This is a genomic window from Vibrio sp. NC2 (assembly GCF_025195005.1).
Classification (GTDB): domain Bacteria; phylum Pseudomonadota; class Gammaproteobacteria; order Enterobacterales; family Vibrionaceae; genus Vibrio; species Vibrio splendidus.
The window spans coordinates 120070-143767 of sequence record NZ_JANVFC010000007.1; the positions used below are offsets into that span (position 1 = coordinate 120070).

Consider the following 23698-nt stretch of genomic DNA (forward strand, 5'->3'; position numbering starts at 1 on the left):
TAGATGTACGGTCTATAAAAGGAAGTTTAGATTGGTAGAACAAAAAGACAGCTGGCTAGGTTGTGTTGAGTGGTTATGTGAGCATTTTAATGTTCGAAGCCATCCTTCCAAAATAGTGTCTGGCCTACCTTTAGTCGAAGGAAGGCTCAATGAGTCCCTTTTCCCAAGAGCGATTGAGAAATCGGGCTTAACTCTGAGCCACGTAAAAAAAGAATTACTGACTCAATGTCAGTTCCCCGTTGTTGCTGTTAATTCCGCGACAGGGAGTCCCCTTGTCGTTACTCAAGGTCCCGGTGACGATTTTCAAGTATTGGATTGCGGAACCAACTCAAACCAACAAACTTCATTAAAAGAATTGGTTGCTCAAGTCGAATCGTATGTTTGGCAAGTGGGTGCTCAAGCTCTCGATGATGCTCGCGTTCAATCCCATGAACGCAGCGAGAATAAGTCCAACACCCGTTGGTTGTGGCGTGTCGTCAAAGAAGTAAAACCTTGGTACAGAGACCTGTTTATCGCTTCATTCTTGATCAACTTGCTCGCGCTAGTCGTGCCTCTTTTTACTATGAACGTGTATGACCGCGTGGTTCCGAACCAAGCGTTTAACACGCTTTGGGTTCTGGCGGCAGGTGTTGGTATTGTTGTTATTTTTGATTGGGTATTGAGAAGCTCACGAAGCTCTGTGACTGACATGGCTGGGCGCTATATTGATAACAAGTTGTCTTCTCAACTGTTCTCCAAAGTCCTTGGTATGAAGTTGGAAAATCGACCTCAATCGGTAGGCGCATTTGCCAGACAGCTTCAAGATTTCGATAGCGTTAAAGATTTCTTCACTTCTATTTCTTTGGTTACTTTAGTTGACCTGCCGTTCACCTTGTTATTCCTATTCCTTATCGGCTGGCTCGGTGGTGCGATGATGTTTATTCCTGTCGCGATCATGTTGGTCTTGATTGTGCTGAGCATTGCGATGAAAGGTAAAGTCGAGAAAACATTCGATGAAACCGCACGTTTGTCGACCCAAAGACAAGCCCAGCTGTTTGACTGCTTAACAACCCTTCCGGACATCAAGCAAAACAACGCAGAAGGAATCACTCAGAAACGTTGGGAACAGACTATTTCATCGCTCTCTCAATGGCAGACTCAATCTCGTCACTACTCTAATATTGTGACTCATTCTATTCAGTCGAGTCAGCAGATCGTCACCATCACTCTGATCATATTCGGCGTGTATCAGATCTCTGAAGGCTTATTGAGTATGGGTGGCTTGATAGCGGTGGTGATGTTGAGTGGACGTGCTGCGAGCTCAGTAAACCAACTTTCTCTTTTAATGCTGAGATTCCAACAAACACGCTCTGCCGTTGAAGGTCTCAACCAGATCATGGACTTACCGCAAGAAGAATCTAAGCACCAAGTGATCGACAAGGGTGATTTTGCTGGTGGAGTCAGATTAGATGAGGTCACGTTTACCTATCCTGATACTCAAAGCCCTGCGTTGAAAGAGATTTCTCTTGATATTAAGCCGGGCGAGCGAGTTGGTCTTGTCGGTGCGGCGGGTGCTGGAAAAACCACACTTTTATCGATTGTTGCTCGTCAGTATTTACCAACAACAGGGCAAGCTTTTTACCAAGAGATTGACGGGCAATTATGGCCAACCAGTGTCTTACGTAGCGGAATGGGTTGGGTAGGGCAAACCACTAATTTGATCTTTGGCAGCGTTTACGACAACGTTACTTTGGGTGCGACCAACGTTGATGAAGAAAAGCTAAGACAAGCGCTGCAACAGTCGGGTTTGAATGGTTACATGGGGCGCCTAAGCAATGGCCTTGAAACACCTGTCGGTGAGGGTGGTCGGTTACTTTCTGGTGGTCAGCGCCAAGCCGTTGCCATCGCGAGAGCTCTGTATCGTTGTCCAAAGTTATTGATTATGGATGAGCCAACCAGTGCGCTAGATAATCAGGCCGAGATTCAGTTCTTCAATGCACTTCAAAGTATGCCGAGAGAAACCTCAATGCTGATCAGCTCCCATAAATCTTCATTCTTGATGATGTGTGATCGAGTGATTGTATTGGATAAAGGTCAAATCGTGGCAGAAGGTGAGCCTAAAGAAATTCTCTCTTTACAGAAGAAAAGTGTACCTAAAGGTACGAGCCGCTTTAAGACGGTATCTGTGGTGAAGGGAGGTCGTCATGAGTAATGATATTCAATGGACCAACAATCATTTGGCATTTCGTTCTCGCAAGCTGATCTGGCTCAGCGCGTTATTGATTGTATCGATTATCGGTTGGGCGACATGGGCAACATTAGAAGAAGTCGTGATCGGTGAAGGTAAAGTCGTTCCAAGCCTTTCGGTGCAAACCATTCAGAGCTTAGAAGGTGGACTGGTTCAAGAGATCATGGTGCGACAAGGCCAATCTGTAGTGAAGGGGCAACCTCTAGCTAAGTTAGAAGACACACGTTTTAAGGCGGCGTTTCTAGAGTCGGCTCAACAAGCGGATACCTTACTAGCTCAGCAATTGAGATTAAAGGCTGAGCTGTCGACGGTCGTTTTAAATAACGACGCAAAACAGTGGTTTGAACGAGTGGTCTTGGTGCCTCAAGACATTGCGGTTGATGTATCAAGCCACCCTGCGTTAATGAATGCCAAGGCGAACTACCGAGAGCGTTTAGGACAGTTGAAATCTGAACTGGAAGAGGCGGCACTTCGTATCGAGCAACAAGACCAAGCACGTGTCGATACGCTAAATAATATCCAGACTCTTGAAAGCAGCCTCGAGATTGTGATTCGTGAGCGCAACATGCTGAAAGACGTAGTGGCGAGTGGTGCTGTAGCAGAAGTCGAGTTGCTGAAACTGAACCGTGATGTGGTTAAACTGAAAGGTGATATTGCCAGCTCGAAAGTGGCGGCTCAGAAACAGATAGCTGCTTACTCAGAATCGATAGCTGACCAACGCAGCATCGCGTTAGATTTTCGTGCCAAAGTACAAGGCCAACTGAACGAAGTTGCCAGCAAAATAGCGCAATTGAATGAAAGCCAACAGGCGATAGCCGACCAACTGAAACGAACACAAATCTTAGCGCCAGTTGACGGAACAGTTAAAGAGGTCTTTGTGCGTACCATTGGTGGTGTAGTTCGTCCCGGCGAACCAATCATTGAGATCATTCCATCAAACAGTGATTTGATTGTTGAAGCGAGAATCTCTCCGCAAGATATCGCATTTGTTCATACGGGATTGGGTGCAACAGTCAAATTCACGGCCTATGATTTTGTCATTTATGGCGGACTTAAAGGCGAGGTGATTTATGTCAGTGCCGACGCCTTACAAACGGAAGACGGCAACGCCTATTATCGCGCCCATATTCAGTTAAACGAAGACCAACAACAAAATTCTGCTTTTAGCATTATCCCAGGGATGCAAGTCGCGGTTGATATATTGACCGGAGAAAAAACAGTATTGAGTTATTGGTTAAAACCTATTTTACGAGCTAAGGAAAACTCACTTCGCGAACGATGAAGTGGGTTAAAGCATAAATATAAAAGGAAGTGTAATGCATTCAAAATTCTTACTCTCTTCTTGCTTACTAATGAGTGGACTGTCTCAAGCAGCTTCATTAGAAGAGTCCGTGGCCTTTGCCATCGACTATAGCCCAGAGATATTGGCGCAGTACTCCCGATACCAATCGGTGGTAAGAGACGGAGACGCGGCGAGTGGTTTGTATATGCCACAAGTGAACTTGTACGCAGCGGCAGGCTATGAAGAGACTCGCTATAACAGCGGAAGCAAACTCGACACTGACGACCGCGGGCTAACGCGAACCGAGATTGGCGTTAAGGTATCTCAGTTACTATTCGACGGTTTTAAAACGACGTCGAATGTCGACCGACTAACGTTCGAAGCTGAAGCCGAACGATTAACCCTGATTTCACGCGCTGAAAATGTCTCGTTAGATGTGGTGAGAAACTATCTCGATATTCTTAAGGCAGAGACGCTACTTGAACTGTCTAAGCGTAATGTAAAAGAGCACCAAGAGATCTATCAAGATATCCAAGATAAAAAGAGCAAAGGCTTGAGTAGCAACTCGGATCTGGCTCAAATCTCTGCCCGTGTTGCGACGGCGCAATCTTCATTAATCGCTGCTCAGAATAACCTGTTTGATTTACAAACTCAGTACCTACGTTTAGTCGGCAAGCCTGCTGTGAACTTGGTTTATCCACGTTTTGATTATGCTCTATTACCAAGCTCAGCACAGGTCGCGCTTGAACAGGCTGTCGAGAACCATCCTGAAATCCAAGCCTCTTTGCTTGATATCGATGCCGCTCGTAAAGAAATGCGCCGCGAGAAAGGGGATTACTACCCAGAGCTAAAGCTCGAGCTTCATGCCAACAAGAATGACAATGTGTCTAACCCTCCGGGTGGTGTTGATGAAGATGCTCGACTGATGTTGACGATGGATTATGACTTGTTTAATGGTTTCTCTACTGACTCTAGAGTTGAATCGTCAGCTTGGCGAGTTGAAGAGGCAAGAGCGATCCGATTACGAACAGAGCGTGAGGTTAGAGAAGGTACACAACTGGCTTGGAATGCTTACAAGATGCTAGAGCAGCAGAAATCCCTACTTCAACAGAACGTGGATGCAGCAAAAATTGCAGAGCTTGGCTATATCCAACAATTCAATGTTGGCAGACGAAGCCTGTTGGATGTGCTTGACGCAAAAGTTGAAGTGTTCTTGGCTCGAAGAAACTTTATCAGCACTGAATACGATCAAACGTTAGCGGCATACCGCGTATTGAACGCGATGGGAATGTTGACGTATGCGTTAAGGATTGAACATCCAGAAGAGTGGCAAGGGGAGAACAAGTAATGAGACATTTTAAACTAGCGCTACTGAGTTCTATCTTGCTGATGGGGTGTGCAGAAACGCCAGATACGACGATGACTCGTCATCAAATTGATGACCTTGCGGATGATGACCGTGACGGTGTGATTAACCAGCGAGATCTATGTGCTGATACGCCAGAAGGTGTGACGGTAGACATTAAAGGCTGTGCCAATTGGAAGATTGTTGAAGATGTTGAAGTCTTAAGTGTGGCATTTGATTTCGATAAATATGTACTTAAACCAGAACACACAGCCGTTCTCAACGAATTAGTACGTTTACTTGGTGAGCAACCAGACGCCTCAGTTACCTTAGTCGGTGATACGAGTTCAGAAGGCACCAACGTTTATAACAAAGCATTGGCGAAGAAAAGAACGGGCGTGATTCGAGACGCATTGATTGATAGAGGCATCAATGGTGAGCGTATCTTCGAACAAGAGTTTACTCAGATCACCAGCTTAACTCAGCACCTTCACAAGCGTAAACGTAGAACCATTGCGGTGTTAAAAACAGAGAGTATGGAAGTAAATCCATCTTGGAATATCTTCACCTCAGAGATGCAGCTCGACAGCAATAGTGATGTTGAATCTAAGACATCGATTGATCCAGTAGGAGGCCAGTAATGAAACGTCTATCTAATAAATCGGGCTTACTGCTTGCTGCTGTACCTGCGTTTTTTTCTGTATCAACGTTAGCGAATGACGTGAGTGATATTGGTTTAGTCGCAATTGAACCGAACATGGAAGGTCTTGTTAAAGATTTGCTTGAGAGCCAAGAGATCGACTTAGAAATTTTGTTGAGTGACAGTGTCCCAGAGCAGATGATCATGCAACGTTCACGAGTTGGTATTACTTCCAAAAAGTGGACTGACAAAGAGATGGCTAGGTTCGACATGCGCTACGGCTACAGACCGACCGAGCTGATGTTTACCGCAGACGTAATAGCGATCCTGGCGAACGAGAATAACCCAGCCACATCCATCAGCGTTGCTGAACTTATCGATGTGTTTGGTTGTTCTAGCGACCCTAAGCATCCTAAATGGACACCAAGCAGTGACACTCGTGACGGAGAAAGCTTAGACACACACATGTTGCCTTTTGCTATCGACCACAATCTGCAAGGCCATACCACCTTTTCAAGTTGGGTTGAATGTGGAGCTGACGGGGAGTATGCGAATACTCAATTCTTAGCGGATTTGCCGGATCTGATTAACAAGATAGAAGACGAAGATGCCGCCATTGGTTACACCGTTTACTCAGATCAGATCTCTGATGTGAAATGGCTGAGTGTGGTTGATAATCTAGGGGTGAACTACGACTTAAACAAAGAAACGATTCTCTCTGGTCGTTATCCATTGGCAACGGTTTACTATATGTACCTGAATATTCCCGCGCATCGCAAAGGCTTTACGGAACAAGAGAAGTTCTTTGTTGGGCTGACTTTGTCGGAAGAACATCAAGGTGTGTTGAACCAATACGGTTTCATCAGTTTGCCGCCAGAAGCTATTCAACGAAATAAAGTAAGGCTATCCCTTGAAGAACCAGCTATTGAAGGTGGGTATAAGTGATTCAAATATCGTGATGTAATCGTGAAGGGTTACGTTATTCGGCGATAGAATTTATCTAGCGGGCATGTATGCCCGTTTTTTTTCGCCTAAAGTTTGCGACTCGAGCAGTTGTTTGTTGATTGGTCACGTATAATGGGCGCTTCATACCGCGCGAATAAGCACAATTAATGAGAACTCTTCCTGTCTTAATCCTACCTTTGTTATTGGTTCTGAATACCCTTTCATTCTCTGCGCAAGCGAGTGAAAGCTGGTGGTTGCGAACGGTATTCAATAGCAGCCCAATTCAACCGAGTTCTCAAAACTATATTAACGATATCGATCTCATGGATTGTGGCGAAGTTGAAGGCACTCTGTTGTGCAGTGGCCTCACTCAATATTACGATTTGGATGTTTATGTTGAACTGGAGTTGGGTGACTCAAGCGTAGAGGTGGTTCGCCTTAACCTGCCATATTCGAACTTAAGTTACACAAAGCTTCAGGCATACCTTCGTCAAGATGGCTTTGCGCTCAGCTCTATTCGGATTGGCGAGGATGAGTTCGATGTGGTCGCTCAACTTGAACAAGCGAAACATGAGGGCGTTGGTTTTGATGAGGTAGATAAACAACTCGTCGAATTCATCAATGCACCACATCATTCCTCTGAGCAAATGAGTTTATGGAATGTGCCTAGTTCTTCCTCATCTTCTTCTGGTTCTTCAGTTCCTTGGATTCAGCTGCATAGTGATGGTGACAATTTAACGGTTGAACTAAATCGTCTTTAATTGCTCAAATTTATAGATAGTTTCGTCATTCATTAGAGTAAAAAAGCCTTTTGGGAGAGCGGCTGAGGGGCAGACAGCAAGCTATTATTGATTTTAGTGTTCGTTTTTCTGCGGCTCTCACATTTTTTAGTAAGCGTTTACCTTTGCCATTTGTTATACGTTGAGCCTTCGGTAAAACGCGCTTAGGATACGTTCAGTATTGATAAAGGAGACAACCCATGGTTGCAAGAGTAACGACAGCGCCACAAGGCCCAGAACTCTCTGAGTTGGTGCAAGGATACTGGCGTACAGCAGAATGGGGTATGACCCCGCAACAACGCCTGACTTTCCTGAAGCAGCACATTGATCTTGGCATCACAACTGTTGATCACGCGGATATTTACGGTAACTACCAATGTGAAAAGTTGTTTGGTGAAGCATTAGCGCTTGAGCCAAGCCTTCGTGATGATATTCAAATCGTCACCAAGTGCGATATCAACTTGTGTGGAGACCACACTCCAGATCGTAAGATCAATCACTATGACACCAGCGCGCATCATATTTACCAGTCGGTAAATAACTCTCTAGAGCGTCTGGGTGTAACCGAACTTGATGTATTACTTATTCACCGCCCAGATGTACTGATGGATGCGGATGAAGTAGCAGAAGCGTTCGCTGAACTACATAAGGTCGGCAAAGTTAAGCACTTCGGTGTCTCTAACTTTTCACCGCGCCAGTTCGACTTATTGCAATCTCGACTAGGTAAGCCACTGGTGACAAACCAAGTTGAAATCAACCCATTGAACTTCGAAGTGGCTCATGATGGCACGCTAGATCAACTGCAGATGAACCGTATTCGTCCAATGGCGTGGTCTTGTCTAGGCGGCGGTAGCATCTTCAGTGGTGATTCAGCACAAGCGATTCGCGTTCGTGATGAGCTAGAGGCGATTCGTCTAGAAGTGGGTGCAGACAGCATTGACCAAGTGATTTACGCTTGGGTTCGTCGTTTACCATCTAACCCAATTGCAATTATTGGCTCAGGTAAGATTGAACGCGTGAAGACGGCTGTTGATGCACTGAAAATAGAGCTGACTCGCGAGCAATGGTATCGCGTATGGGTTGCTTCTAAAGGTCACGGTGTGCCATAGGCAGCGATTCAAAATAGAATCAAAAGCCAGCTAACAAAGCTGGCTTTTTTGTGTTCGCCTAACATGTTTCTTCAAAACTGTGATTAAGGTGGAATAATTTTCAAAAACACTCATAATGCACTCTGTTTTTCACCAGTTGGATATTTCCATTGAGCACTTCAAAATTCTCTTCAATCGCCCTTAAACCTGAGCTTCTTAATACGTTAGATTCTCTTGGTTATACTGAAATGACGCCTATTCAAGCGTTAAGTCTTCCTACTATTCTGGATGGCAAGGATGTTATCGGTCAGGGTAAAACGGGTTCAGGTAAAACAGCTGCCTTTGGTTTAGGCGTGCTGCAAAACCTACGCGTTAAGCGTTTTCGTGTTCAATCTTTAGTGTTATGTCCGACTCGTGAGCTTGCAGACCAAGTAGCAAAAGAGATCCGTACTCTTGCTCGTGGCATTCACAATATTAAAGTGCTGACACTATGTGGTGGTATGCCAATGGGCCCACAAATTGGTTCATTAGAGCATGGCGCACACATTCTTGTGGGCACTCCTGGTCGTATCCTGGACCACCTAGAGAGAGAGCGTATTGACCTGTCTGAGTTGAACACACTTGTGTTAGATGAAGCCGATCGCATGCTGGAAATGGGTTTCCAAGATGCACTAGATGCTGTTATTGAAGCAGCACCAAAAGATCGTCAAACGTTATTGTTCAGTGCAACTTTCCCTAAACAGATCAAATCTGTTGCAGACCGCATCATGAATAACCCTGAAATGGTGAAGGTTGAATCAACGCACGATCACTCAAGCATCCAACAGCACTTTTACAAGGTTGAAGGTACTGAAGCTCGTGATGACGCACTAGAGCTAATGCTTCTTCATCATCAACCAGAGTCAGCGGTTGTGTTTTGTAATACTAAGAAAGAAGTGCAGAACGTAAATGATGAGCTAAGCCACCGTGGTTTCAGTGTTATCGAGCTTCATGGCGACATGGAACAGCGTGAACGTGACCAAGCTTTGGTTCAGTTCTCAAACAAAACCATCTCTATCTTGGTTGCAACAGATGTTGCCGCTCGTGGTCTTGATGTTGATAACCTTGATGCAGTGTTCAACTTTGAGTTGTCTCGCGATCCTGAAGTACACGTGCACCGCATCGGTCGTACTGGTCGTGCAGGAAGCAAAGGTGTCGCAATTAGCTTCTTTAGCGAAAAAGAGATGCACCGTGTTGCTCAAATTGATGAGTACATGGATATGCCAATCGAACCGTCTCAGTTGCCAGCTAAACCAATCGCTAAGCCGTACTACTCAAACATGGTAACCATCCAGATTGATGGTGGTAAGAAAGCGAAACTTCGCGCAGGCGATATCCTTGGTGCGTTGACAGGCCAAGGCGGTATTGATGGTAAGTCAGTAGGTAAGATCAACTTGTTCGCGATGCGTGCTTACGTTGCTGTAGAAAGATCAATGGCTAAGAAAGCATTAGGTAAAATCGAATCAGGTAAAATGAAGGGTCGTCAATTCCGCGCCCGAATTCTGAAGTAATTCGAGATTGTCTCCCTTTACTGCTAAGTCATGCTAGTGATAATGCAGTAAAGGGTGTTCCACAGCCAGTAACGCATCAAACGTTTATTCATCAGGTCTGATCGAATAGAAATCGTTGATATGTCTTCCTTCGCTAAGATACCAAGTCATCGCTTCCTGTCGATTATTAGCGGATATCGTAATTGTGGTTAGTCTTCCATCGTCAAAATAACAAAGCTCGTACTCTAACTCGCTTGTATAATGAGGAGTAGCGGCCATAGCTTACCTCCCAAATATTAATCATTTGAAAATAAATAAACCATTCGTTTATAGGTTTCGTTTACATCAAATGAGCAATAAAAATCAAGTTACATCACTGCCATTAATTATTTTTAGTTTAATCATTTGCCGAAATAGCTAGATTAGCAAGTCTGAGTCTCAATTTATCTCAAAGTTTTTACAGCCACTGCTTATTAAGGCTACTTTTATAAGAGCTAGAACGAGCGTTATAAGAACTAGAGCTAACCTTAAAAGGGTGAGTTAATGGATTGTGGATTTGCTGAATATCGTGAGAGGGTTAAATGAGAAAGTGTCGATGGTTAGTCTTATTAGTCTGTTTTGTATTCGCTGGTTGCGGGACTAAATTTGCCTACAACAATATAAGCTGGTTTGCGGTTAGCTATATTGAAGATTTTGTTTCTCTATCCAACAGTCAAGAAGCAGAGCTCGAAGAGCGCCTCGACTTATTACAGCAATGGCACAAAGAAACCCAACTTCCGCTGTATATGTCGCAACTGCAAGCGATTCAAAATCTAGACCGTTCTGATATGAATTCTGCTTTTATCATTGATCAAAGTGAACAAACTAAAAATCATATTCGCTCGATCGTTAATAAGTTCGCTCCAGATATTTACGCGTTAAGTATGCAGCTTACCCCAGAGCAAGATAACGAATTCTTAAAGAACTTTAGGGAAAAGCAGCAAGAATATTACGAAGAAAGATTATCATTGAATGATGAAGATTCGAGAGAACGTTATCGAAGTCGAATTGAAGATCGGTTAGAGCGATGGCTTGGGTCGGTATCGAAAGAGCAAAAAACGATTATTTTGACGTGGTCTCAAGAGTGGGTAAATACTAACGACAGCTGGCGACAATATCAAAATAATACGTATCGAGACCTAACGACACTTATGCAGAAGAAGACCGATTTACATATTGCACAGCCAATTATTATGAAGCTACTTTTGAACAATGAAGATTATTATCCGCAAGAGCTGGAGTCTAAGCTTGATAAGAATATGCAGACATCAGCGAAATTCTTGGTGGATATCGCCGCAGCGAGTAGTGATAAGCAATGGTCTTATTTCATGAATGAGTTAGAGAGCCTCAAGTCAACGCTGGTGACACTGCAGGAGTAGAGTAGCTATATTAAGGCTAGTGACTGTTTGCTACTAGCCTTCTGACAAACCCCAAACCGAATGCAGAGAGTTAGCCTCTATTACTCATCAGCAGCTTTGGAATCGAGCCTTTAGCGGTCTTAGATATTTTCTGCATCAGTTGAAAGCTCGGTTGTTGAATACCGTGATCACTTTGCAGTTCATCAATCATCAATAACCATAACCGTGCTGTCATTTCTGAATCGGCTAACGCTCTGTGGAAAGTACCGTCGTTGTCGATATTTTTAAAACGCACAAGGTCGCCTAACTTATGAGTCGGTGCGTCTTGGATTAGACGACGAGCAATCAACATTGAGCAAGCGAACTTGCCTGTGTAATCTCGGCCAATAAAGTCTAATTCCGCATCGAGAAAGCGCTTATCAAACGACGCATTGTGAGCAACAAGTTGGCTGCCTTGGATAAAGTCTGCAAACTCATCCATCACTTCACTGCAACTGGCCGCAGTGCTTAACATACGGTTACTGATTCCGGTATAGCTTTCAATGAACCCACTAACACGAAACCCTGGATTCATGAGCTGCTGGAAGGTGTCGACGACTTCGCCGTTAACTAATTTAACCGCACCGATTTCAATCGCTCGGTCACCCATGTTTGGCGATAAGCCTGTGGTTTCGAAATCGAGAACGATAACGGAGTCTGCGGAGTTTGGAGCCATCGTGTTTCCTAATACTATTTGGTTGTATCGCTTTATATGGGGCGCTTAGTGTTGCTACGGGGCGATCTATTGCGTGTTGTTGTTCTATTGCGTGTTGCTACTGACAGTGAGCTCAGTGTAACCCGTTGAATCGTCATGCTCTCTGTTGAAGGTCAAAGTATCGTAACGGTGAACAATCAATTCAGCGGTGGTTGCGATAATCGTCCCTTCAAGCAAATGCCCACCAATCACATCGCCATTTTTATCAGCAACCGATATATGAACATGCTGGTGGTTTGGGGTTAGCGTTGCCATAAGCGACACAATTTCGAACGGAGCTGTGATTAGCTTGGTGTTGTTTGCATTAGCCAGACGAATATTGAGTTGAGAAACACACCCGACACAAGACGCGATAGAGCCCGCTGAGATATTGTGCGCTGTCACTAGCTTTTGGAGCTCAAGCTTTAGGTCTTGGCCTCGGGTTAATCTCGTTGCGATAGGAGTGATCATCTTATTGCCTCAGTTTTATTTGTATTTCAAAGAACAAAACGAAGCCACATTGGGCTTCGTCTTATTTTTGTTTTGGCTAATGCGGACTTTCGCATTTTCTAAATCTGAAATTACTCAGGTTGCTGCAGATCTCTTTTCTTTTTAGGCACGAAGTTCAATACAGAGATTGGCACTTCTTTGCGTGGTTCGAAACCTTCAACAACGCGACGCTCAATCAAGTGACCAAGACGTTTTTCGATAATGCACAGGTTCTTGAAGTTGTCTTTCGATAGGAAAGAGATCGCTTCACCAGACGCATCAGCACGGCCTGTACGACCAATACGGTGAACATAGTCGTCCGCTGGGAATGGGATGTCGTAGTTGACTACGCGGCTTAGGTTATCGATATCGATACCACGAGCAGCAACACCCGTTGCAACTAGATATTTTAGACGACCTTTCTTAAAGTCAGCCAGAATCTTTTCACGAATCGCTTGGCTACGTCCACTGTGGAAAGCTTCAGCTTGGATGCCACGTTTTTCAAGTTGGGCAACTAGCTTAGCCGCGCCGTGTTTGGTCTCGATAAAGATAAGCGCTTGGTCCCATTCACCATCAGTGATCATGTGGCTTAATAGCGCAGATTTGCGGTCTTTATCGACGGTTACCAACCATTGCTCAATGTTCGCTTTAGAAGCGTCAGTTTTGGCAATTGAAATCTCTTCCGCTTCACTGATTGCGCTTTTCGCTAGCGCACGTACTGGCGTTGATAGCGTTGCTGAGAACAACAGGTTTTGAATGTTTTGTGGCAAACGTGCGATGATCTTGTTGATGTCTTCGATGAAACCCATGTCTAGCATGCGGTCGGCCTCATCAAGAACCAGAACTTCAACTTCATCAAAGTGAACGGCACGTTGTCCGTACATATCGATCAAACGACCTGGTGTTGCCACAAGAATATCGACGCCTTCAATAAGACGATCTTTCTGGTGCTGGTAAGATACGCCACCGTACATCGCTAATGATGTCAGGTTTAGGAATTTCGCGTACTTAGTAATGTTCTGTTCAACCTGAATCGCAAGCTCACGAGTTGGTGTCAGAATAACAGCGCGAATACGTTTTTTACGTTGTGTTTCACCTTTACTTAGCATTTCTAAGATAGGGAGAACAAAGCTCGCAGTTTTACCTGTACCTGTTTGTGCAGCAGCAATAAGGTTCTTACCAGAAAGCACAATCGGAATTGCTTTTTCTTGAATAGAGGTTGGCTTTTCATAGCCTTGTTTTGCAACGGCTTTAACAATAGGTGAGCTTAATCCAAGCTTGGAAAATGGCATAAGTTTCTCGGTATGATTTGGCTAAATAGCGATGGAAAGGTTCAACAATCTTATACAAGGATAAGATTAATGGCGGCATTCTACCATGTTGCTTGTGTACTACTAGGGCATGTTGATCTTTCGAGCTAATTTTTGCAGCGAGTTGCTGGGTATTTATACAAGGCAGAGGCTTTGATGTGTAGCTAGCCTACATGAGAAGCCGATAACGTAGTAGAAATGACCAGCAAACGCTGCCCGAAGGGTTCGGCTAAAAGCGTTTTACTCTTTGTTGAGGGAGATTTGCTTAGAATGACTAGGCTACTTCTCCCTCGCCGCGATTAAAACGCTTTTATCTCGAACAAAATTTAACCACGAAAGGTCAACACGCCCTAGCAACATACACACTTTAGTTGGATAATACTGACTCAATAAGACGACAATAAGACAGGGATGTATGGAAATTACGCCGAATGAACGCGATGCAGTATATAAAACGATTTTTTCTCGCCGAGATGTTCGTGGTCAGTTTCTTCCTGATGAGATCCCGGAAGACGTTTTGATGCGTGTGCTAACCGCAGCGCACCATGCTCCTAGCGTTGGTTTTATGCAGCCTTGGGATTTTGTCGTTGTCCGTGATATCGAAACCAAGCAACAAATCAAAACCGGTTTTAATCAGGCTCATGCGGAATCCGCGGAAATGTTCACCGATGAAAAGCAGGCGATGTATAAGCGATTAAAGCTTGAAGGTATTGTTGAATCACCGATCGGTATCTGTGTGACTTGCGACCGTAATCGAACCGGAAAGGTCGTGCTAGGTAGAACCATCAAACAAGAGATGGATTTGTACAGCACTGTGTGTGCGGTGCAAAACTTGTGGCTCGCGGCAAGAGCTGAAAACCTTGGGTTAGGTTGGGTGAGCATTCTTCACGACTCAACACTGCGAGACGCTTTAGATATCCCAGAAAACATCGATATCGTGGCGTATTTATGTATCGGCTACGTTGACCACTTCAAAGATAAACCCGAACTAGAAACCATGGGCTGGTTACCAAGAAGGGACGTCAATTCTGCGATTCATCAAGGAAAGTGGAACTCAGACCAAATCAAGTCAAACGAAGAGTAATTGCATCTACCAGCATTAATCTCGATGGCTAGTATCAAGATCTAAAAAAGGGCTCATTGAGCCCTTTTTGATATTTGCTTTAAACCGAGATATTAAGCGATCTCAATTTTCTCAGCTTGGTTCTGTTCTGCCATTGATATCGCTAGTGCTTCTGCAGCCTTAATACCATCGATACCAGCAGACAAGATGCCGCCAGCATAGCCTGCGCCTTCACCTGCAGGGAAGAAACCCTTAAGGTTGATACTTTGGAAGTCTTTGCCACGTTTGATGCATACAGGAGAAGACGTACGCGTCTCAACGCCTGTTAATAGACCGTCTGGCGTAGAGAAGCCTTTGATCTTCTTCTCGAACGCTGGGATTGCTTCACGAATTGCTTCGATAGCAAAATCAGGCAGCGCTTTTGAAATGTCCGTTAGGTGGATACCCGGTGTGAATGATGGTTTTACTTCACCGATCTCACTTGGATCGCGACCTTTTAGGAAGTCACCGATTTTCTGTGCAGGGGCATCGTAATTCTCGCCACCTAGAACATAAGCCGCACTTTCTAATTCTCGCTGTAAACGGATACCTGCTAGTGCATCACCTGGGTAATCGCGTTCAGGGTCGATCCCCACAACGATGGCACTGTTTGCGTTACGTTCTGCACGAGAGTATTGGCTCATACCATTGGTTACTACGCGGCCTTCTTCAGAAGTCGCTGCAACCACAGTACCACCCGGGCACATACAGAAGCTGTAGACAGTGCGGCCATTCTTACAGTGGTGTACGAGTTTGTAGTCCGCAGCACCTAGGATAGGGTTGCCTGCGTTCTTACCGAAGCGAGCTTCATCGATCATCGCTTGTTTGTGTTCGATACGAAAACCAACAGAGAAAGGCTTAGCTTCCATGTAAACGCCACGTTCGTGCAGCATTTCAAACGTATCACGAGCACTGTGGCCAACAGCCAGTACTACGTGACGAGTTTTAATCTCTTCACCGTTAGAAAGCGTTAGGCCAGTGATTTGACCGTCTTCCATATGAACGTCGTCTACGCGAGTGCTGAAACGGATTTCGCCACCTAGCTCAATGATAGAAGCACGCATCTTCTCGATCATGGTAACCAGTTTAAAGGTACCGATGTGTGGCTTACTTACGTATAGAATTTCTTCTGGTGCGCCAGCAGCTACGAATTCTTCGATTACTTTACGGCCGTAGTGCTTTGGATCTTTAACTTGGCTGTATAGCTTACCGTCAGAGAATGTACCTGCGCCACCTTCACCAAACTGTACGTTTGATTCAGTGTTCAGTGTACGCTTACGCCAGAAACCAAAGGTATCTTTCGTACGTTCACGAACTTCTTTACCGCGCTCAACAATGATCGGGTTGAAACCCATTTGAGCAAGCACTAGACCAGCGAACAGACCACAAGGGCCAAAGCCGATAACGACAGGGCGCTCAGTTTGGTTCTCAACCGCTTTAGCCACGAATTTGTACTCCATGTCAGGAGTCACTTTTACGTGTGGGTCGCTGATGAATTGTTCTAACAACTCAGCTTCGTTTTCAACGAGAACATCAAGCGTGTAGATAAGTAAGATTTTTGATTTCTTACGAGCATCGTAGCCACGTTTAAAGATATTAAAAGAAAGTACCTGATCAGCGTTAATGCCAAGCTTTGCTTCAATAGCGTCTTGAATGGCTGACTCTTCATGGTCTAGTGGGAGTTTAATTTCGGTTAAACGTATCATTTTGATGTCTCGTTTTTATAGGTGTCTTAGCTAGATCGTTTCTTAATACAGAGTTTGATGACAACGCTGATGTTGAAAGAAGCGATAAGCTCACAATGGCGCGCATTTTACGAGAAATTGATTTATCTGTCATACTAATTTGGAAACATGGAGCAAATAGACACGATATTAGAGTCGTATGATGTTGAATTTTGCCTTGGGATGAGTATTATCCCCCATTCTTCAATTTTGACTAACTTATAGAGCAGAGCATCATGGCGTTTGTCGTAGGCGATAACTGTATTCAATGTAAATACACAGACTGTGTGGCGGTATGCCCCGCAGATGCGTTCCATGAAGGACCAAATTTCATGGTAATCAACCCAATCGAATGTATTGATTGTGGTTTATGTGTACCTGAATGTGATGCTCAAGCGATCTTTCAAGAAGATGAACTGCCAGAAGATCAAAAGATCTTTATTGAAGTGAATGCCGAGCTTGCCGAGATCTGGCCAGTGCAAACGGAAGTAAAAGCACCGATGGATGAAGCTGAAAAGTGGAATGGTGTATCTGATAAGTTGGCAATGCTAGAAAAGTAATTCTGCTACTTGAAATAAACCTTCCCCAAAAAAGATCCCCAACTCAGTCGTCCCTCCTTCTTGAGGATGACGGCTGATGATTCAGTTAATTATTGACCTACTTGCCACGTTATATTTCAAAATCTACTTGATGCTTTGTGCCGTGAGAGGTGGTGGTTGGTTTTGTCTCTATCTCTAAGTTACGTCATTCCCTACAGCGAGGGACGAGCAAGATAGGGAATCTTGCTCTTCACATCCGCGAGTTCTATTTAGTAGTTTACTCTTGAGTCGATTAACTATGCTGACGACGCATATTGTCGAGAATAATACCTGTCGCCATTGCTACGTTCAAAGACTCCGCGCCACCGAATGCAGGAATCGTAATCTTATCCGTTACGTATTTAGCCGCATGTTCACGAATGCCGTGAGACTCGCTGCCCATTAGCAAAATGCCATTGGCAGTAAATTCTGTCTTATGAACACTTTCGCCTTCTAAGAACGCGCCGTAAACCGGTAGGTTCGCTTGTTCTAAATAAGCCGGTAAGTCTGTTTGGCTTACGTGTACTCGGCCAAAGCTACCCATAGTTGCACTGATGGTCTTAGGGTTGTATGGGTCTGCACAATCGCTGCTCGCAACGATATGCTTAATGCCATACCAGTCTGCTACACGAATAATCGTACCTAGGTTGCCCGGGTCTGAAACGCCATCTAGTGCAATCATCAGCCCAGTTGCTTCTGGCAGTTCAAATGTTGGGATCTCAACGACAGCAATCGCCGCATTGTTACTCACCAAAGTACTCGCTTTGGTTAGGTCATCCAGTGAAGCTTCAACACAATCAAACTCAAACAGTGAAGCGTGATTTTCAGATAAGAAATCAGCGGTAGCAAAGACGTTCTTCACGACTAAGTCACTATTGAACAGCTCAAGAACGTTCTTTTCACCTTGAACTAGAAACAAACCGTGGGCTTTACGTTGTTTCTTTTGGCCCAAAGCACGAAGGAGTTTTAATTGGTTTTTTGAAATCATGTTTTTATCCTAGATATAAGCCCGCGCATTATAGAGCAAAGGTTGGAGAACCAAAAGCGTGATAGCTCAATGCGATCCACATAAAAAGCAAAAGCGACCCGCTTACAAAAAGAAAAGCGTACTAAATAGCACGCTCTTATCTGATTTACTTACCAAAGACTAAGCTGAACAAGTTAGGCGAACTGAGAAGGCTGGGAGAACTGACCGCTTAATATGGGACAGGGTAGCGCTTAAACACTGTGTTGATATCGGTAAGAATCTCTTCTGATAATGGCTTACTGAAAGCAGCCACGTTCTCTTTTAGCTGCTCCATCGTGGTCGCCCCAATGATGGATGAGGTAACACCATCGACTTGATTACACCATGCTAATGCAAGCTGGCTCGGCGTAAATCCATGAGTGTTCGCGACTTCTGCATATCCTTTTACCGCTTCATTGGCAGATTCGGTGTCGCGGAAAATGCCCTTACGCTGCATGTATGTCCAGCGGCTGCCTTCCGGTCTTGCGCCATCGATGTATTTTCCACTGAGCATTCCTCCAGATAACGGTGACCAAGGCAGGTAAGCGACATCTTCATGCACACAGTTCTCAATCAGATACGGCCAGTCTTTTGCGTGAAGTAGGCTGAATTCATTCTGAATCGAGACCATGCGTGGCAAATCGTGCTTTTCGCTCAGCTTGAGATAGGTGTTGATGCCCCAAGTGGTGTCATCAGACAAACCAACATGACGGATTTTTCCTGCTTTAACACAGCTTGCTAGGGCTTGAAGGATCTCCAACATTTCCCCTTCATGCTGCTTCCGGTCGATATCACTGAAGCGAATTTGATTTGGGAACTGTTTTCCAAAGTGAGGTGTATTTCGATTTGGCCAATGCAGTTGATATAGGTCGATATAATCAGTCTGTAGACGTTTTAATGACGCATCAACCGCTTCGATTACGGCTTCACCTGTTATCGGACCACCATCTCGAACCCAAGGAAGACCTGGGCCTGCAATCTTACTCGCTATGATCAGTTCTTGGCGGCGCTGCGGGTGGCGCGATAGCCAGTTACCAATGATCGCTTCTGTTTTGCCGTAGGTCTCTGGAGAAGGCGGAACCGCGTACATTTCTGCAGTATCGATGAAGTTAATACCTTGGCTTAGTGCGTATTCGATCTGTTGGTCGGCTTGTTGCTGCGTATTTTGCAGTCCCCAAGTCATGCTACCAAGACAGATTCGGGAAACGGGAATTTGACTACTTCCTAGTTTTGAGTATTCCATTAAATTCGGGATTCCTGTGGTTAAGTTCTCTGGTACTCGCATTAGAGTTTTTGAAAAGAGAGCGAGTGAGGAATGAAAACGAATATAAATTATTAGCACAAAATGACACGACAAGGTATGGCTGAGGTAAGTTTAATGAGTCATTTCTCAACGTAGCGAATGAGCTAGCCGCATAGTTGTGGAGCTATAGATATAAAGCAGGGGAGTCACAAAACGTGAATGGGTTCGACGCTTGAATAGGCATCATAGAAAGAGAGAAGAAGAGTCAAAGACAAAAGAGCTCTACATCATAGAGAAGTAGAGCTCTTTTATTAGGGGTTCTATAAATATGTTCTGAGTATTGATTAAGTTACGAGGTCGCGTTGGTGTCAAACCCACCTTGAGATTGCGCCTGTCTTAGAGCTTCCTGCCTTTGAACTTCTTTCTCAGTTAATGCTGGCTGAAGCGTTTCCTCAGAGGCTTGAGGAGATAAAATGAAATATTTATTAATCGTCATAACTGTGTCTCCGTGTAACGTATGACAGATTCTGCATCAAGGATAAAGGGTGATCATCATCCACTTTGTACTTTTTATAGGCTGAGAGTGGAGGGCGTAGAATGCGTACAAAGCAATCGCTTATCATCCGTATGCAATATTGAACTGACGAAACCCTCTGATTTCAAGTATAGGAAGCTCGTCTAATTTCGCACAATAATGATGTAGAGCAATTACATAGATGGTCAGGGGCGTAAGATGAAAAACCTCGCGACTGACTCTGCGTACGTATTTATTTAACAATGCCTCGCTTATCTATATGAATAATAAAGTCAGTAAATCAATTACTTAATCCATGGTGAGATGAATTATGGAAAAGCTTGTAGAACGTTTTCTGAATTACGTTACTTTTGATACTAAATCCGATCCTTCTAGTCAGCAGTGCCCAAGTTCACCGGGTCAAATAACATTTGCTGAAGCCTTAAAGTTAGAATTGGTGGCATTAGACTTAGTTGATGTCTCTTTAGATAACAATGGATACTTGATGGCGAAACTGCCGTCGAATGTCGATTATCCAGTGCCTGCTATTGGCTTTGTGGCGCATATGGATACCGCTCCTGATGCTTCCGGTGCAAACGTGAAACCACAGCTGATTAAAGATTATCAAGGTGGAACGATAGAATTAGGTACAAGCGGTGAATGCCTGAATCCAAGCCAATACCCAGATCTTGATGCCTTGCATGGCCATGACCTCATCACTACTGATGGCACGACTCTGCTTGGGGCTGATAATAAGGCGGGCATCGCTGAAATCATCAGTGCAATTGCTTACCTCAAAGCGAATCCAGAGATCAAACACGGCGATATTTGTATTGGCTTCACGCCAGACGAAGAGATCGGCCGTGGTGCTAACTTGTTTGATGTTAAGAAGTTTGGTGCCGAATGGGCGTATACCATTGATGGTGGCCCGGTAGGGGAGTTGGAATTTGAGAACTTTAATGCCACGAGCGCCGATGTTATCTGTCATGGCGTGAATGTTCACCCAGGTACCGCAAAAGGTAAAATGGTCAACGCGATGAACATCGCGGCGCAATTCCAATTGATGATGCCAACGCAAGAAACACCAGAGTGCACAGAAGGTTATGAAGGTTTTTACCACCTGAAATCGGCTGAAATGGGTGTAGCTCGCTCTGAACTGGGTTATATCATCCGTGATTTTGAACGTGAGGGTGTAGAAGCGCGTAAGGCATTCATGCAACAGAAAGTGGATGAGCTGAATGAGCGTCTTGAGAAAGGCCGTGTTGAGCTGGTGCTAACCGATAGCTACTTCAACATGAAAGAGATGGTTGAACCGCATCAACATATTATTGAATTAGCGAAGCAAGCGATGATTGAGTGCGATGTTGAGCCAATGATCAAACCGATCCGAGGCGGTACAGACGGCGCTCGCTTATCTTTCATGGGCCTACCATGTCCGAATATCTTCACTGGCGGCTATAACTTCCACGGTATTCATGAGTTCATTACCATTCAAGGCATGGAGCAAGCGGTAAAAGTGATTGTCGAATTGTCTCAGCGTACGGCGACTCATTACCAAAAATAGGATATCAAAGCGTTATATCTCTTTGTATTTTTAAGAGTATTCAATAATACTCTCTTTAAGCATAAGGGAGTACGCGATGAAAAAGTTAGTTTTACTTTGCACCCACTTAGCCGTGGGTGCTTTTGGTTTTGGGCTTGGTATCTATGCACTACCTATCTTGATTGAGCCTGATTCTCCTTCCTCAAGTTCTGTTGAAGCGATCAGTCAGCAGGCTATCTACACAGGCGAGTTCACAAAAGACCGACAAGACAGTGACTTTTTGCATTGGGGAGAAGGCATCGTCTCGGTTTCTGAAAATGCGATAGCTTCTGAAGGTGAATTGGCACCGGGGCCTGATTACAAAGTTTACCTATCACCTAAGTTTATTGAAACCGAACAAGCTTTCAATGACAGTAAGAGCGAGCTACTGAGAGTCGGAGATGTGAAAACATTCGACCGATTTATGGTTAACCTCCCAGAAGGTACTGATCTTAATCGATTTAATACGGTTGTGATTTGGTGTGAAACTTTTGGTCAATTTATTACTTCTGCCAAGATAAAATGATAGCCTTACCTAAGCTGAATTAATCATGAAAAGGAGCGCTCTATTTTGAGCGCTTTTTTATAATGCGTTTTTTGGGTTGAGTCAGTCGCTGTAAAGCTCGTCGTTATAAAGCTTAATTGTTGTAATACAAAGGAATACGTAATGGAAAAGTTGTGGCAAGTGATCGATTTCTTACTCGCTAATAAGTTTATTTTTAGTGTGCTGATCATCTGCATTATATTAATTATCCGACGAATCACTCTGTCTCGAATCCGTGGTGATGTCGCTTTTCTCAGTGAAGATCAACGTAACTGGATGTCACGTACCAAGAACGGTACGTTTGCCATTATTATGGTCACTTTATTTGTGCTGTGGAAATCTGAAATCAGCGAGTTTGCGCTGTCAGTAACGGCCATTGCTGTTGCTATAGTCGTCGCATCTAAAGAGATCATTTTGTGTTTCACCGGTTCTATTCAGCGTGCGAGTTCTCGTTCATTTAGAATCGGTGACTGGATCGAAGTGGGTAAAATCAGCGGTGAGGTGATTGAGCACAACTTGATGGCGACTGTGATTCAGGAAATCGACCTATATCACGGGCAATACCATTTCACAGGTAAGACCGCTACGCTGCCCAATAGCATGTTCTTCACTTACCCGGTCAAGAACCTTAATTTCATGAAGCGCTACGTTTATCATAACTTTTTTGTGACGGTAAAAGACTTTGTAAACCTATACCCTATGGTGCCGGGTCTTATTGTGAAAATTGAAGAGCACTGTGAAGAGTTTATCGATGTCGCGCGCCGTTATAACGGTGTGATCGAAAAACACGCTGGCGTTGACCTTCCGGGATCTGAGCCTCATATCCATATCACGAGCAGTTCGACGGGTGAGCAAGAAGTGCACTTTATGATCTTCTGTCCGACCGAAAAAGCGATTCATCTTGAGCAAGATATTCGTAAAGACTTTATGGAAGCGTACGCAGAGGCATTTCCAACTAGCGTTTGACCCCAATTAACGCTTAATCCTAACTAACGCTTTATGTTGTTTACGCATTTCATGTTCGAAACGTAAGGCTCTGAAAGTAAAAGAAAGCCGAGAGCGATAAGATCGACTCTCGGCTTTTCTATATCTGAAATTCAGCTTCGATATCAGTTTAGGTCAGCGAGTGGTAACCAGTCTACTTCCACACCTGCTTGCTCAAACATATCTTGGCTTATCTTGATCTTATCTCCCCAACGAGAAAGGAAGTCTTCACTTTGCTCTGGGCAATGTACCGCTGAAATCCCTGTTTGGATGATTTTTGCTGCACAGTTCGGACAAGGGAAGTGAGTCACCCAAACTTCACAACTGTCTAAATCACGTTTAGCAAACAAGATTGCATTTTCTTCAGCGTGAAGCGTCTTGAGGTACTTCATTTCTCTGTCATCAGTATCCGCACTATCAGACACGCCATGTGGGTAGCCATTAAAACCAACGGAAACAATACGGTTGTGCTTAGTGATTACGGCGCCGACTTGAGTTGAAGGATCTTTACTCCAAGAACCGACCAATTCCGCCATTTGATAGAAACGTTTAGCCCATTTTGAAATCATGAGAATTCCTTAACAATTAAATGTGAATGCTTATCTGTCTGACCATACATTATGTTAGACAATATCCATAGAGAACAAAAGCTGAGAG

23 protein-coding genes are annotated in these 23698 nt (G+C 44.3%); 14 read left to right on the forward strand and 9 right to left on the reverse strand.

Annotation, left to right across the window (positions count from 1 at the left end; translation table 11 throughout):
- The first annotated feature begins 31 nt into the window (after nt 1–31).
- The 8 genes from NX845_RS11760 (at nt 32) to dbpA (ending at nt 9856) form a co-directional block, all read left to right on the forward strand.
- Nucleotides 32–2191: a type I secretion system permease/ATPase gene (locus NX845_RS11760; RefSeq protein WP_017096080.1), complete on the forward strand. Its 2160-nt coding sequence runs from the start codon at nt 32–34 to the stop codon at nt 2189–2191.
- On the forward strand, nt 2184–3509 hold the full coding sequence (locus NX845_RS11765) for an HlyD family type I secretion periplasmic adaptor subunit (protein ID WP_017096081.1): 1326 nt from the start codon (nt 2184–2186) through the stop codon (nt 3507–3509). Before NX845_RS11760 ends, NX845_RS11765 begins: the two co-directional genes overlap by 8 nt.
- Nucleotides 3510–3543: 34 nt before the next feature.
- Entirely contained in the window at nt 3544–4857 is a 1314-nt protein-coding gene (locus NX845_RS11770) for a TolC family outer membrane protein (protein WP_017096082.1), read from the forward strand.
- Entirely contained in the window at nt 4857–5495 is a 639-nt protein-coding gene (locus tag NX845_RS11775) for an OmpA family protein (protein ID WP_017096083.1), read from the forward strand. Before NX845_RS11770 ends, NX845_RS11775 begins: the two co-directional genes overlap by 1 nt.
- Complete coding sequence (locus tag NX845_RS11780) at nt 5495–6439, forward strand: PstS family phosphate ABC transporter substrate-binding protein (RefSeq protein ID WP_102456102.1); 945 nt, start codon at nt 5495–5497, stop codon at nt 6437–6439. Before NX845_RS11775 ends, NX845_RS11780 begins: the two co-directional genes overlap by 1 nt.
- Nucleotides 6440–6606: 167 nt before the next feature.
- Entirely contained in the window at nt 6607–7200 is a 594-nt protein-coding gene (locus tag NX845_RS11785) for a hypothetical protein (RefSeq protein ID WP_215514701.1), read from the forward strand.
- Nucleotides 7201–7418: 218 nt separating this feature from the next.
- Nucleotides 7419–8327, forward strand: coding sequence for an aldo/keto reductase family oxidoreductase (locus tag NX845_RS11790; protein WP_017096086.1), 909 nt, complete (start codon nt 7419–7421; stop codon nt 8325–8327).
- Nucleotides 8328–8476: 149 nt separating this feature from the next.
- The gene (gene dbpA / locus NX845_RS11795; RefSeq protein WP_004731781.1) at nt 8477–9856 is read left to right on the forward strand and encodes an ATP-dependent RNA helicase DbpA; all 1380 of its coding nucleotides are present in this window, start codon (nt 8477–8479) and stop codon (nt 9854–9856) included.
- An 84-nt stretch (nt 9857–9940) separates the two neighbouring features.
- Here dbpA and NX845_RS11800 read toward each other — a convergent pair whose 3' ends face one another.
- The gene (locus NX845_RS11800) at nt 9941–10114 is read right to left on the reverse strand and encodes a hypothetical protein (protein ID WP_017077429.1); all 174 of its coding nucleotides are present in this window, start codon (nt 10112–10114) and stop codon (nt 9941–9943) included.
- Nucleotides 10115–10416: 302 nt separating this feature from the next.
- On the opposite strand from NX845_RS11800, the gene NX845_RS11805 reads away from it, so the two are divergent.
- Nucleotides 10417–11253 (forward strand): DUF6279 family lipoprotein, encoded by an 837-nt coding sequence (locus tag NX845_RS11805; RefSeq protein ID WP_017081936.1) that lies wholly within the window; start codon nt 10417–10419, stop codon nt 11251–11253.
- A gap of 70 nt (nt 11254–11323) precedes the next feature.
- On the opposite strand, the gene NX845_RS11810 is transcribed toward NX845_RS11805, so the two are convergent.
- From NX845_RS11810 to NX845_RS11820, 3 genes are all read right to left on the reverse strand, one after another.
- Complete coding sequence (locus NX845_RS11810) at nt 11324–11947, reverse strand: PolC-type DNA polymerase III (RefSeq protein WP_004731776.1); 624 nt, start codon at nt 11945–11947, stop codon at nt 11324–11326.
- Between the two features lie 84 nt (nt 11948–12031).
- Entirely contained in the window at nt 12032–12436 is a 405-nt protein-coding gene (locus NX845_RS11815) for a PPC domain-containing DNA-binding protein (protein WP_102456103.1), read from the reverse strand.
- A gap of 110 nt (nt 12437–12546) precedes the next feature.
- The gene (locus NX845_RS11820; protein WP_004731773.1) at nt 12547–13746 is read right to left on the reverse strand and encodes a DEAD/DEAH box helicase; all 1200 of its coding nucleotides are present in this window, start codon (nt 13744–13746) and stop codon (nt 12547–12549) included.
- A gap of 433 nt (nt 13747–14179) precedes the next feature.
- On the opposite strand from NX845_RS11820, the gene bluB reads away from it, so the two are divergent.
- Nucleotides 14180–14848, forward strand: coding sequence for a 5,6-dimethylbenzimidazole synthase (gene bluB, locus NX845_RS11825; RefSeq protein ID WP_017096089.1), 669 nt, complete (start codon nt 14180–14182; stop codon nt 14846–14848).
- Nucleotides 14849–14940: 92 nt separating this feature from the next.
- Here bluB and NX845_RS11830 read toward each other — a convergent pair whose 3' ends face one another.
- Nucleotides 14941–16572: an NAD(P)/FAD-dependent oxidoreductase gene (locus NX845_RS11830; RefSeq protein WP_017077435.1), complete on the reverse strand. Its 1632-nt coding sequence runs from the start codon at nt 16570–16572 to the stop codon at nt 14941–14943.
- Between the two features lie 254 nt (nt 16573–16826).
- On the opposite strand from NX845_RS11830, the gene fdxA reads away from it, so the two are divergent.
- Nucleotides 16827–17150 carry a ferredoxin FdxA gene (fdxA, locus tag NX845_RS11835; protein WP_004731764.1) on the forward strand — a complete coding sequence of 108 codons (324 nt, stop codon included), beginning with the start codon at nt 16827–16829 and terminating at the stop codon, nt 17148–17150.
- Nucleotides 17151–17421: 271 nt separating this feature from the next.
- Here fdxA and NX845_RS11840 read toward each other — a convergent pair whose 3' ends face one another.
- The 3 genes from NX845_RS11840 to NX845_RS11850 all read right to left on the reverse strand — a co-directional run bounded on the left by NX845_RS11840 (nt 17422) and on the right by NX845_RS11850 (nt 19913).
- Nucleotides 17422–18156 (reverse strand): RNA methyltransferase, encoded by a 735-nt coding sequence (locus NX845_RS11840; protein ID WP_004731761.1) that lies wholly within the window; start codon nt 18154–18156, stop codon nt 17422–17424.
- Between the two features lie 208 nt (nt 18157–18364).
- Nucleotides 18365–19417, reverse strand: a complete 1053-nt coding sequence (locus tag NX845_RS11845; RefSeq protein WP_017081940.1) for an aldo/keto reductase — start codon at nt 19415–19417, stop codon at nt 18365–18367.
- Between the two features lie 349 nt (nt 19418–19766).
- Nucleotides 19767–19913, reverse strand: coding sequence for a hypothetical protein (locus NX845_RS11850; RefSeq protein WP_004731758.1), 147 nt, complete (start codon nt 19911–19913; stop codon nt 19767–19769).
- A 349-nt stretch (nt 19914–20262) separates the two neighbouring features.
- Between NX845_RS11850 and pepT the strand changes: the two genes are divergently transcribed.
- The 3 genes from pepT (at nt 20263) to NX845_RS11865 (ending at nt 23023) form a co-directional block, all read left to right on the forward strand.
- Nucleotides 20263–21495 carry a peptidase T gene (gene pepT, locus NX845_RS11855; RefSeq protein ID WP_065681674.1) on the forward strand — a complete coding sequence of 411 codons (1233 nt, stop codon included), beginning with the start codon at nt 20263–20265 and terminating at the stop codon, nt 21493–21495.
- A 76-nt stretch (nt 21496–21571) separates the two neighbouring features.
- Entirely contained in the window at nt 21572–22039 is a 468-nt protein-coding gene (locus NX845_RS11860; protein WP_260256845.1) for a DM13 domain-containing protein, read from the forward strand.
- 141 nt (nt 22040–22180) lie between these two features.
- Nucleotides 22181–23023, forward strand: coding sequence for a mechanosensitive ion channel family protein (locus NX845_RS11865; RefSeq protein WP_004731751.1), 843 nt, complete (start codon nt 22181–22183; stop codon nt 23021–23023).
- Nucleotides 23024–23166: 143 nt separating this feature from the next.
- Here the strand turns inward: NX845_RS11865 and NX845_RS11870 are convergent, their stop codons facing one another.
- A complete protein-coding gene (locus NX845_RS11870) occupies nt 23167–23610 on the reverse strand; it encodes a dCMP deaminase family protein (protein ID WP_017081944.1) in 444 nt (147 codons plus the stop codon).
- Nucleotides 23611–23698: the final 88 nt, after the last annotated feature.

What these genes read in the sequence shown, in the direction of transcription:
- fdxA (WP_004731764.1), top strand. Translation starts at nt 16,827, where the DNA reads ATGGCGTTTGTCGTAGGCGATAACTGTATTCAATGTAAATACACAGAC.
- NX845_RS11800 (WP_017077429.1), bottom strand. Translation starts at nt 10,114, where the DNA reads ATGGCCGCTACTCCTCATTATACAAGCGAGTTAGAGTACGAGCTTTGT.
- NX845_RS11830 (WP_017077435.1), bottom strand. Translation starts at nt 16,572, where the DNA reads ATGATACGTTTAACCGAAATTAAACTCCCACTAGACCATGAAGAGTCA.
- NX845_RS11870 (WP_017081944.1), bottom strand. Translation starts at nt 23,610, where the DNA reads ATGATTTCAAAATGGGCTAAACGTTTCTATCAAATGGCGGAATTGGTC.
- NX845_RS11845 (WP_017081940.1), bottom strand. Translation starts at nt 19,417, where the DNA reads ATGGAATACTCAAAACTAGGAAGTAGTCAAATTCCCGTTTCCCGAATC.
- NX845_RS11815 (WP_102456103.1), bottom strand. Translation starts at nt 12,436, where the DNA reads ATGATCACTCCTATCGCAACGAGATTAACCCGAGGCCAAGACCTAAAG.
- NX845_RS11790 (WP_017096086.1), top strand. Translation starts at nt 7,419, where the DNA reads ATGGTTGCAAGAGTAACGACAGCGCCACAAGGCCCAGAACTCTCTGAG.
- NX845_RS11805 (WP_017081936.1), top strand. Translation starts at nt 10,417, where the DNA reads ATGAGAAAGTGTCGATGGTTAGTCTTATTAGTCTGTTTTGTATTCGCT.
- NX845_RS11865 (WP_004731751.1), top strand. Translation starts at nt 22,181, where the DNA reads ATGGAAAAGTTGTGGCAAGTGATCGATTTCTTACTCGCTAATAAGTTT.
- NX845_RS11765 (WP_017096081.1), top strand. Translation starts at nt 2,184, where the DNA reads ATGAGTAATGATATTCAATGGACCAACAATCATTTGGCATTTCGTTCT.
- NX845_RS11850 (WP_004731758.1), bottom strand. Translation starts at nt 19,913, where the DNA reads ATGACGATTAATAAATATTTCATTTTATCTCCTCAAGCCTCTGAGGAA.
- NX845_RS11820 (WP_004731773.1), bottom strand. Translation starts at nt 13,746, where the DNA reads ATGCCATTTTCCAAGCTTGGATTAAGCTCACCTATTGTTAAAGCCGTT.
- NX845_RS11785 (WP_215514701.1), top strand. Translation starts at nt 6,607, where the DNA reads ATGAGAACTCTTCCTGTCTTAATCCTACCTTTGTTATTGGTTCTGAAT.
- NX845_RS11770 (WP_017096082.1), top strand. Translation starts at nt 3,544, where the DNA reads ATGCATTCAAAATTCTTACTCTCTTCTTGCTTACTAATGAGTGGACTG.
- NX845_RS11775 (WP_017096083.1), top strand. Translation starts at nt 4,857, where the DNA reads ATGAGACATTTTAAACTAGCGCTACTGAGTTCTATCTTGCTGATGGGG.
- pepT (WP_065681674.1), top strand. Translation starts at nt 20,263, where the DNA reads ATGGAAAAGCTTGTAGAACGTTTTCTGAATTACGTTACTTTTGATACT.
- bluB (WP_017096089.1), top strand. Translation starts at nt 14,180, where the DNA reads ATGGAAATTACGCCGAATGAACGCGATGCAGTATATAAAACGATTTTT.
- NX845_RS11810 (WP_004731776.1), bottom strand. Translation starts at nt 11,947, where the DNA reads ATGGCTCCAAACTCCGCAGACTCCGTTATCGTTCTCGATTTCGAAACC.
- NX845_RS11780 (WP_102456102.1), top strand. Translation starts at nt 5,495, where the DNA reads ATGAAACGTCTATCTAATAAATCGGGCTTACTGCTTGCTGCTGTACCT.
- NX845_RS11840 (WP_004731761.1), bottom strand. Translation starts at nt 18,156, where the DNA reads ATGATTTCAAAAAACCAATTAAAACTCCTTCGTGCTTTGGGCCAAAAG.
- NX845_RS11860 (WP_260256845.1), top strand. Translation starts at nt 21,572, where the DNA reads ATGAAAAAGTTAGTTTTACTTTGCACCCACTTAGCCGTGGGTGCTTTT.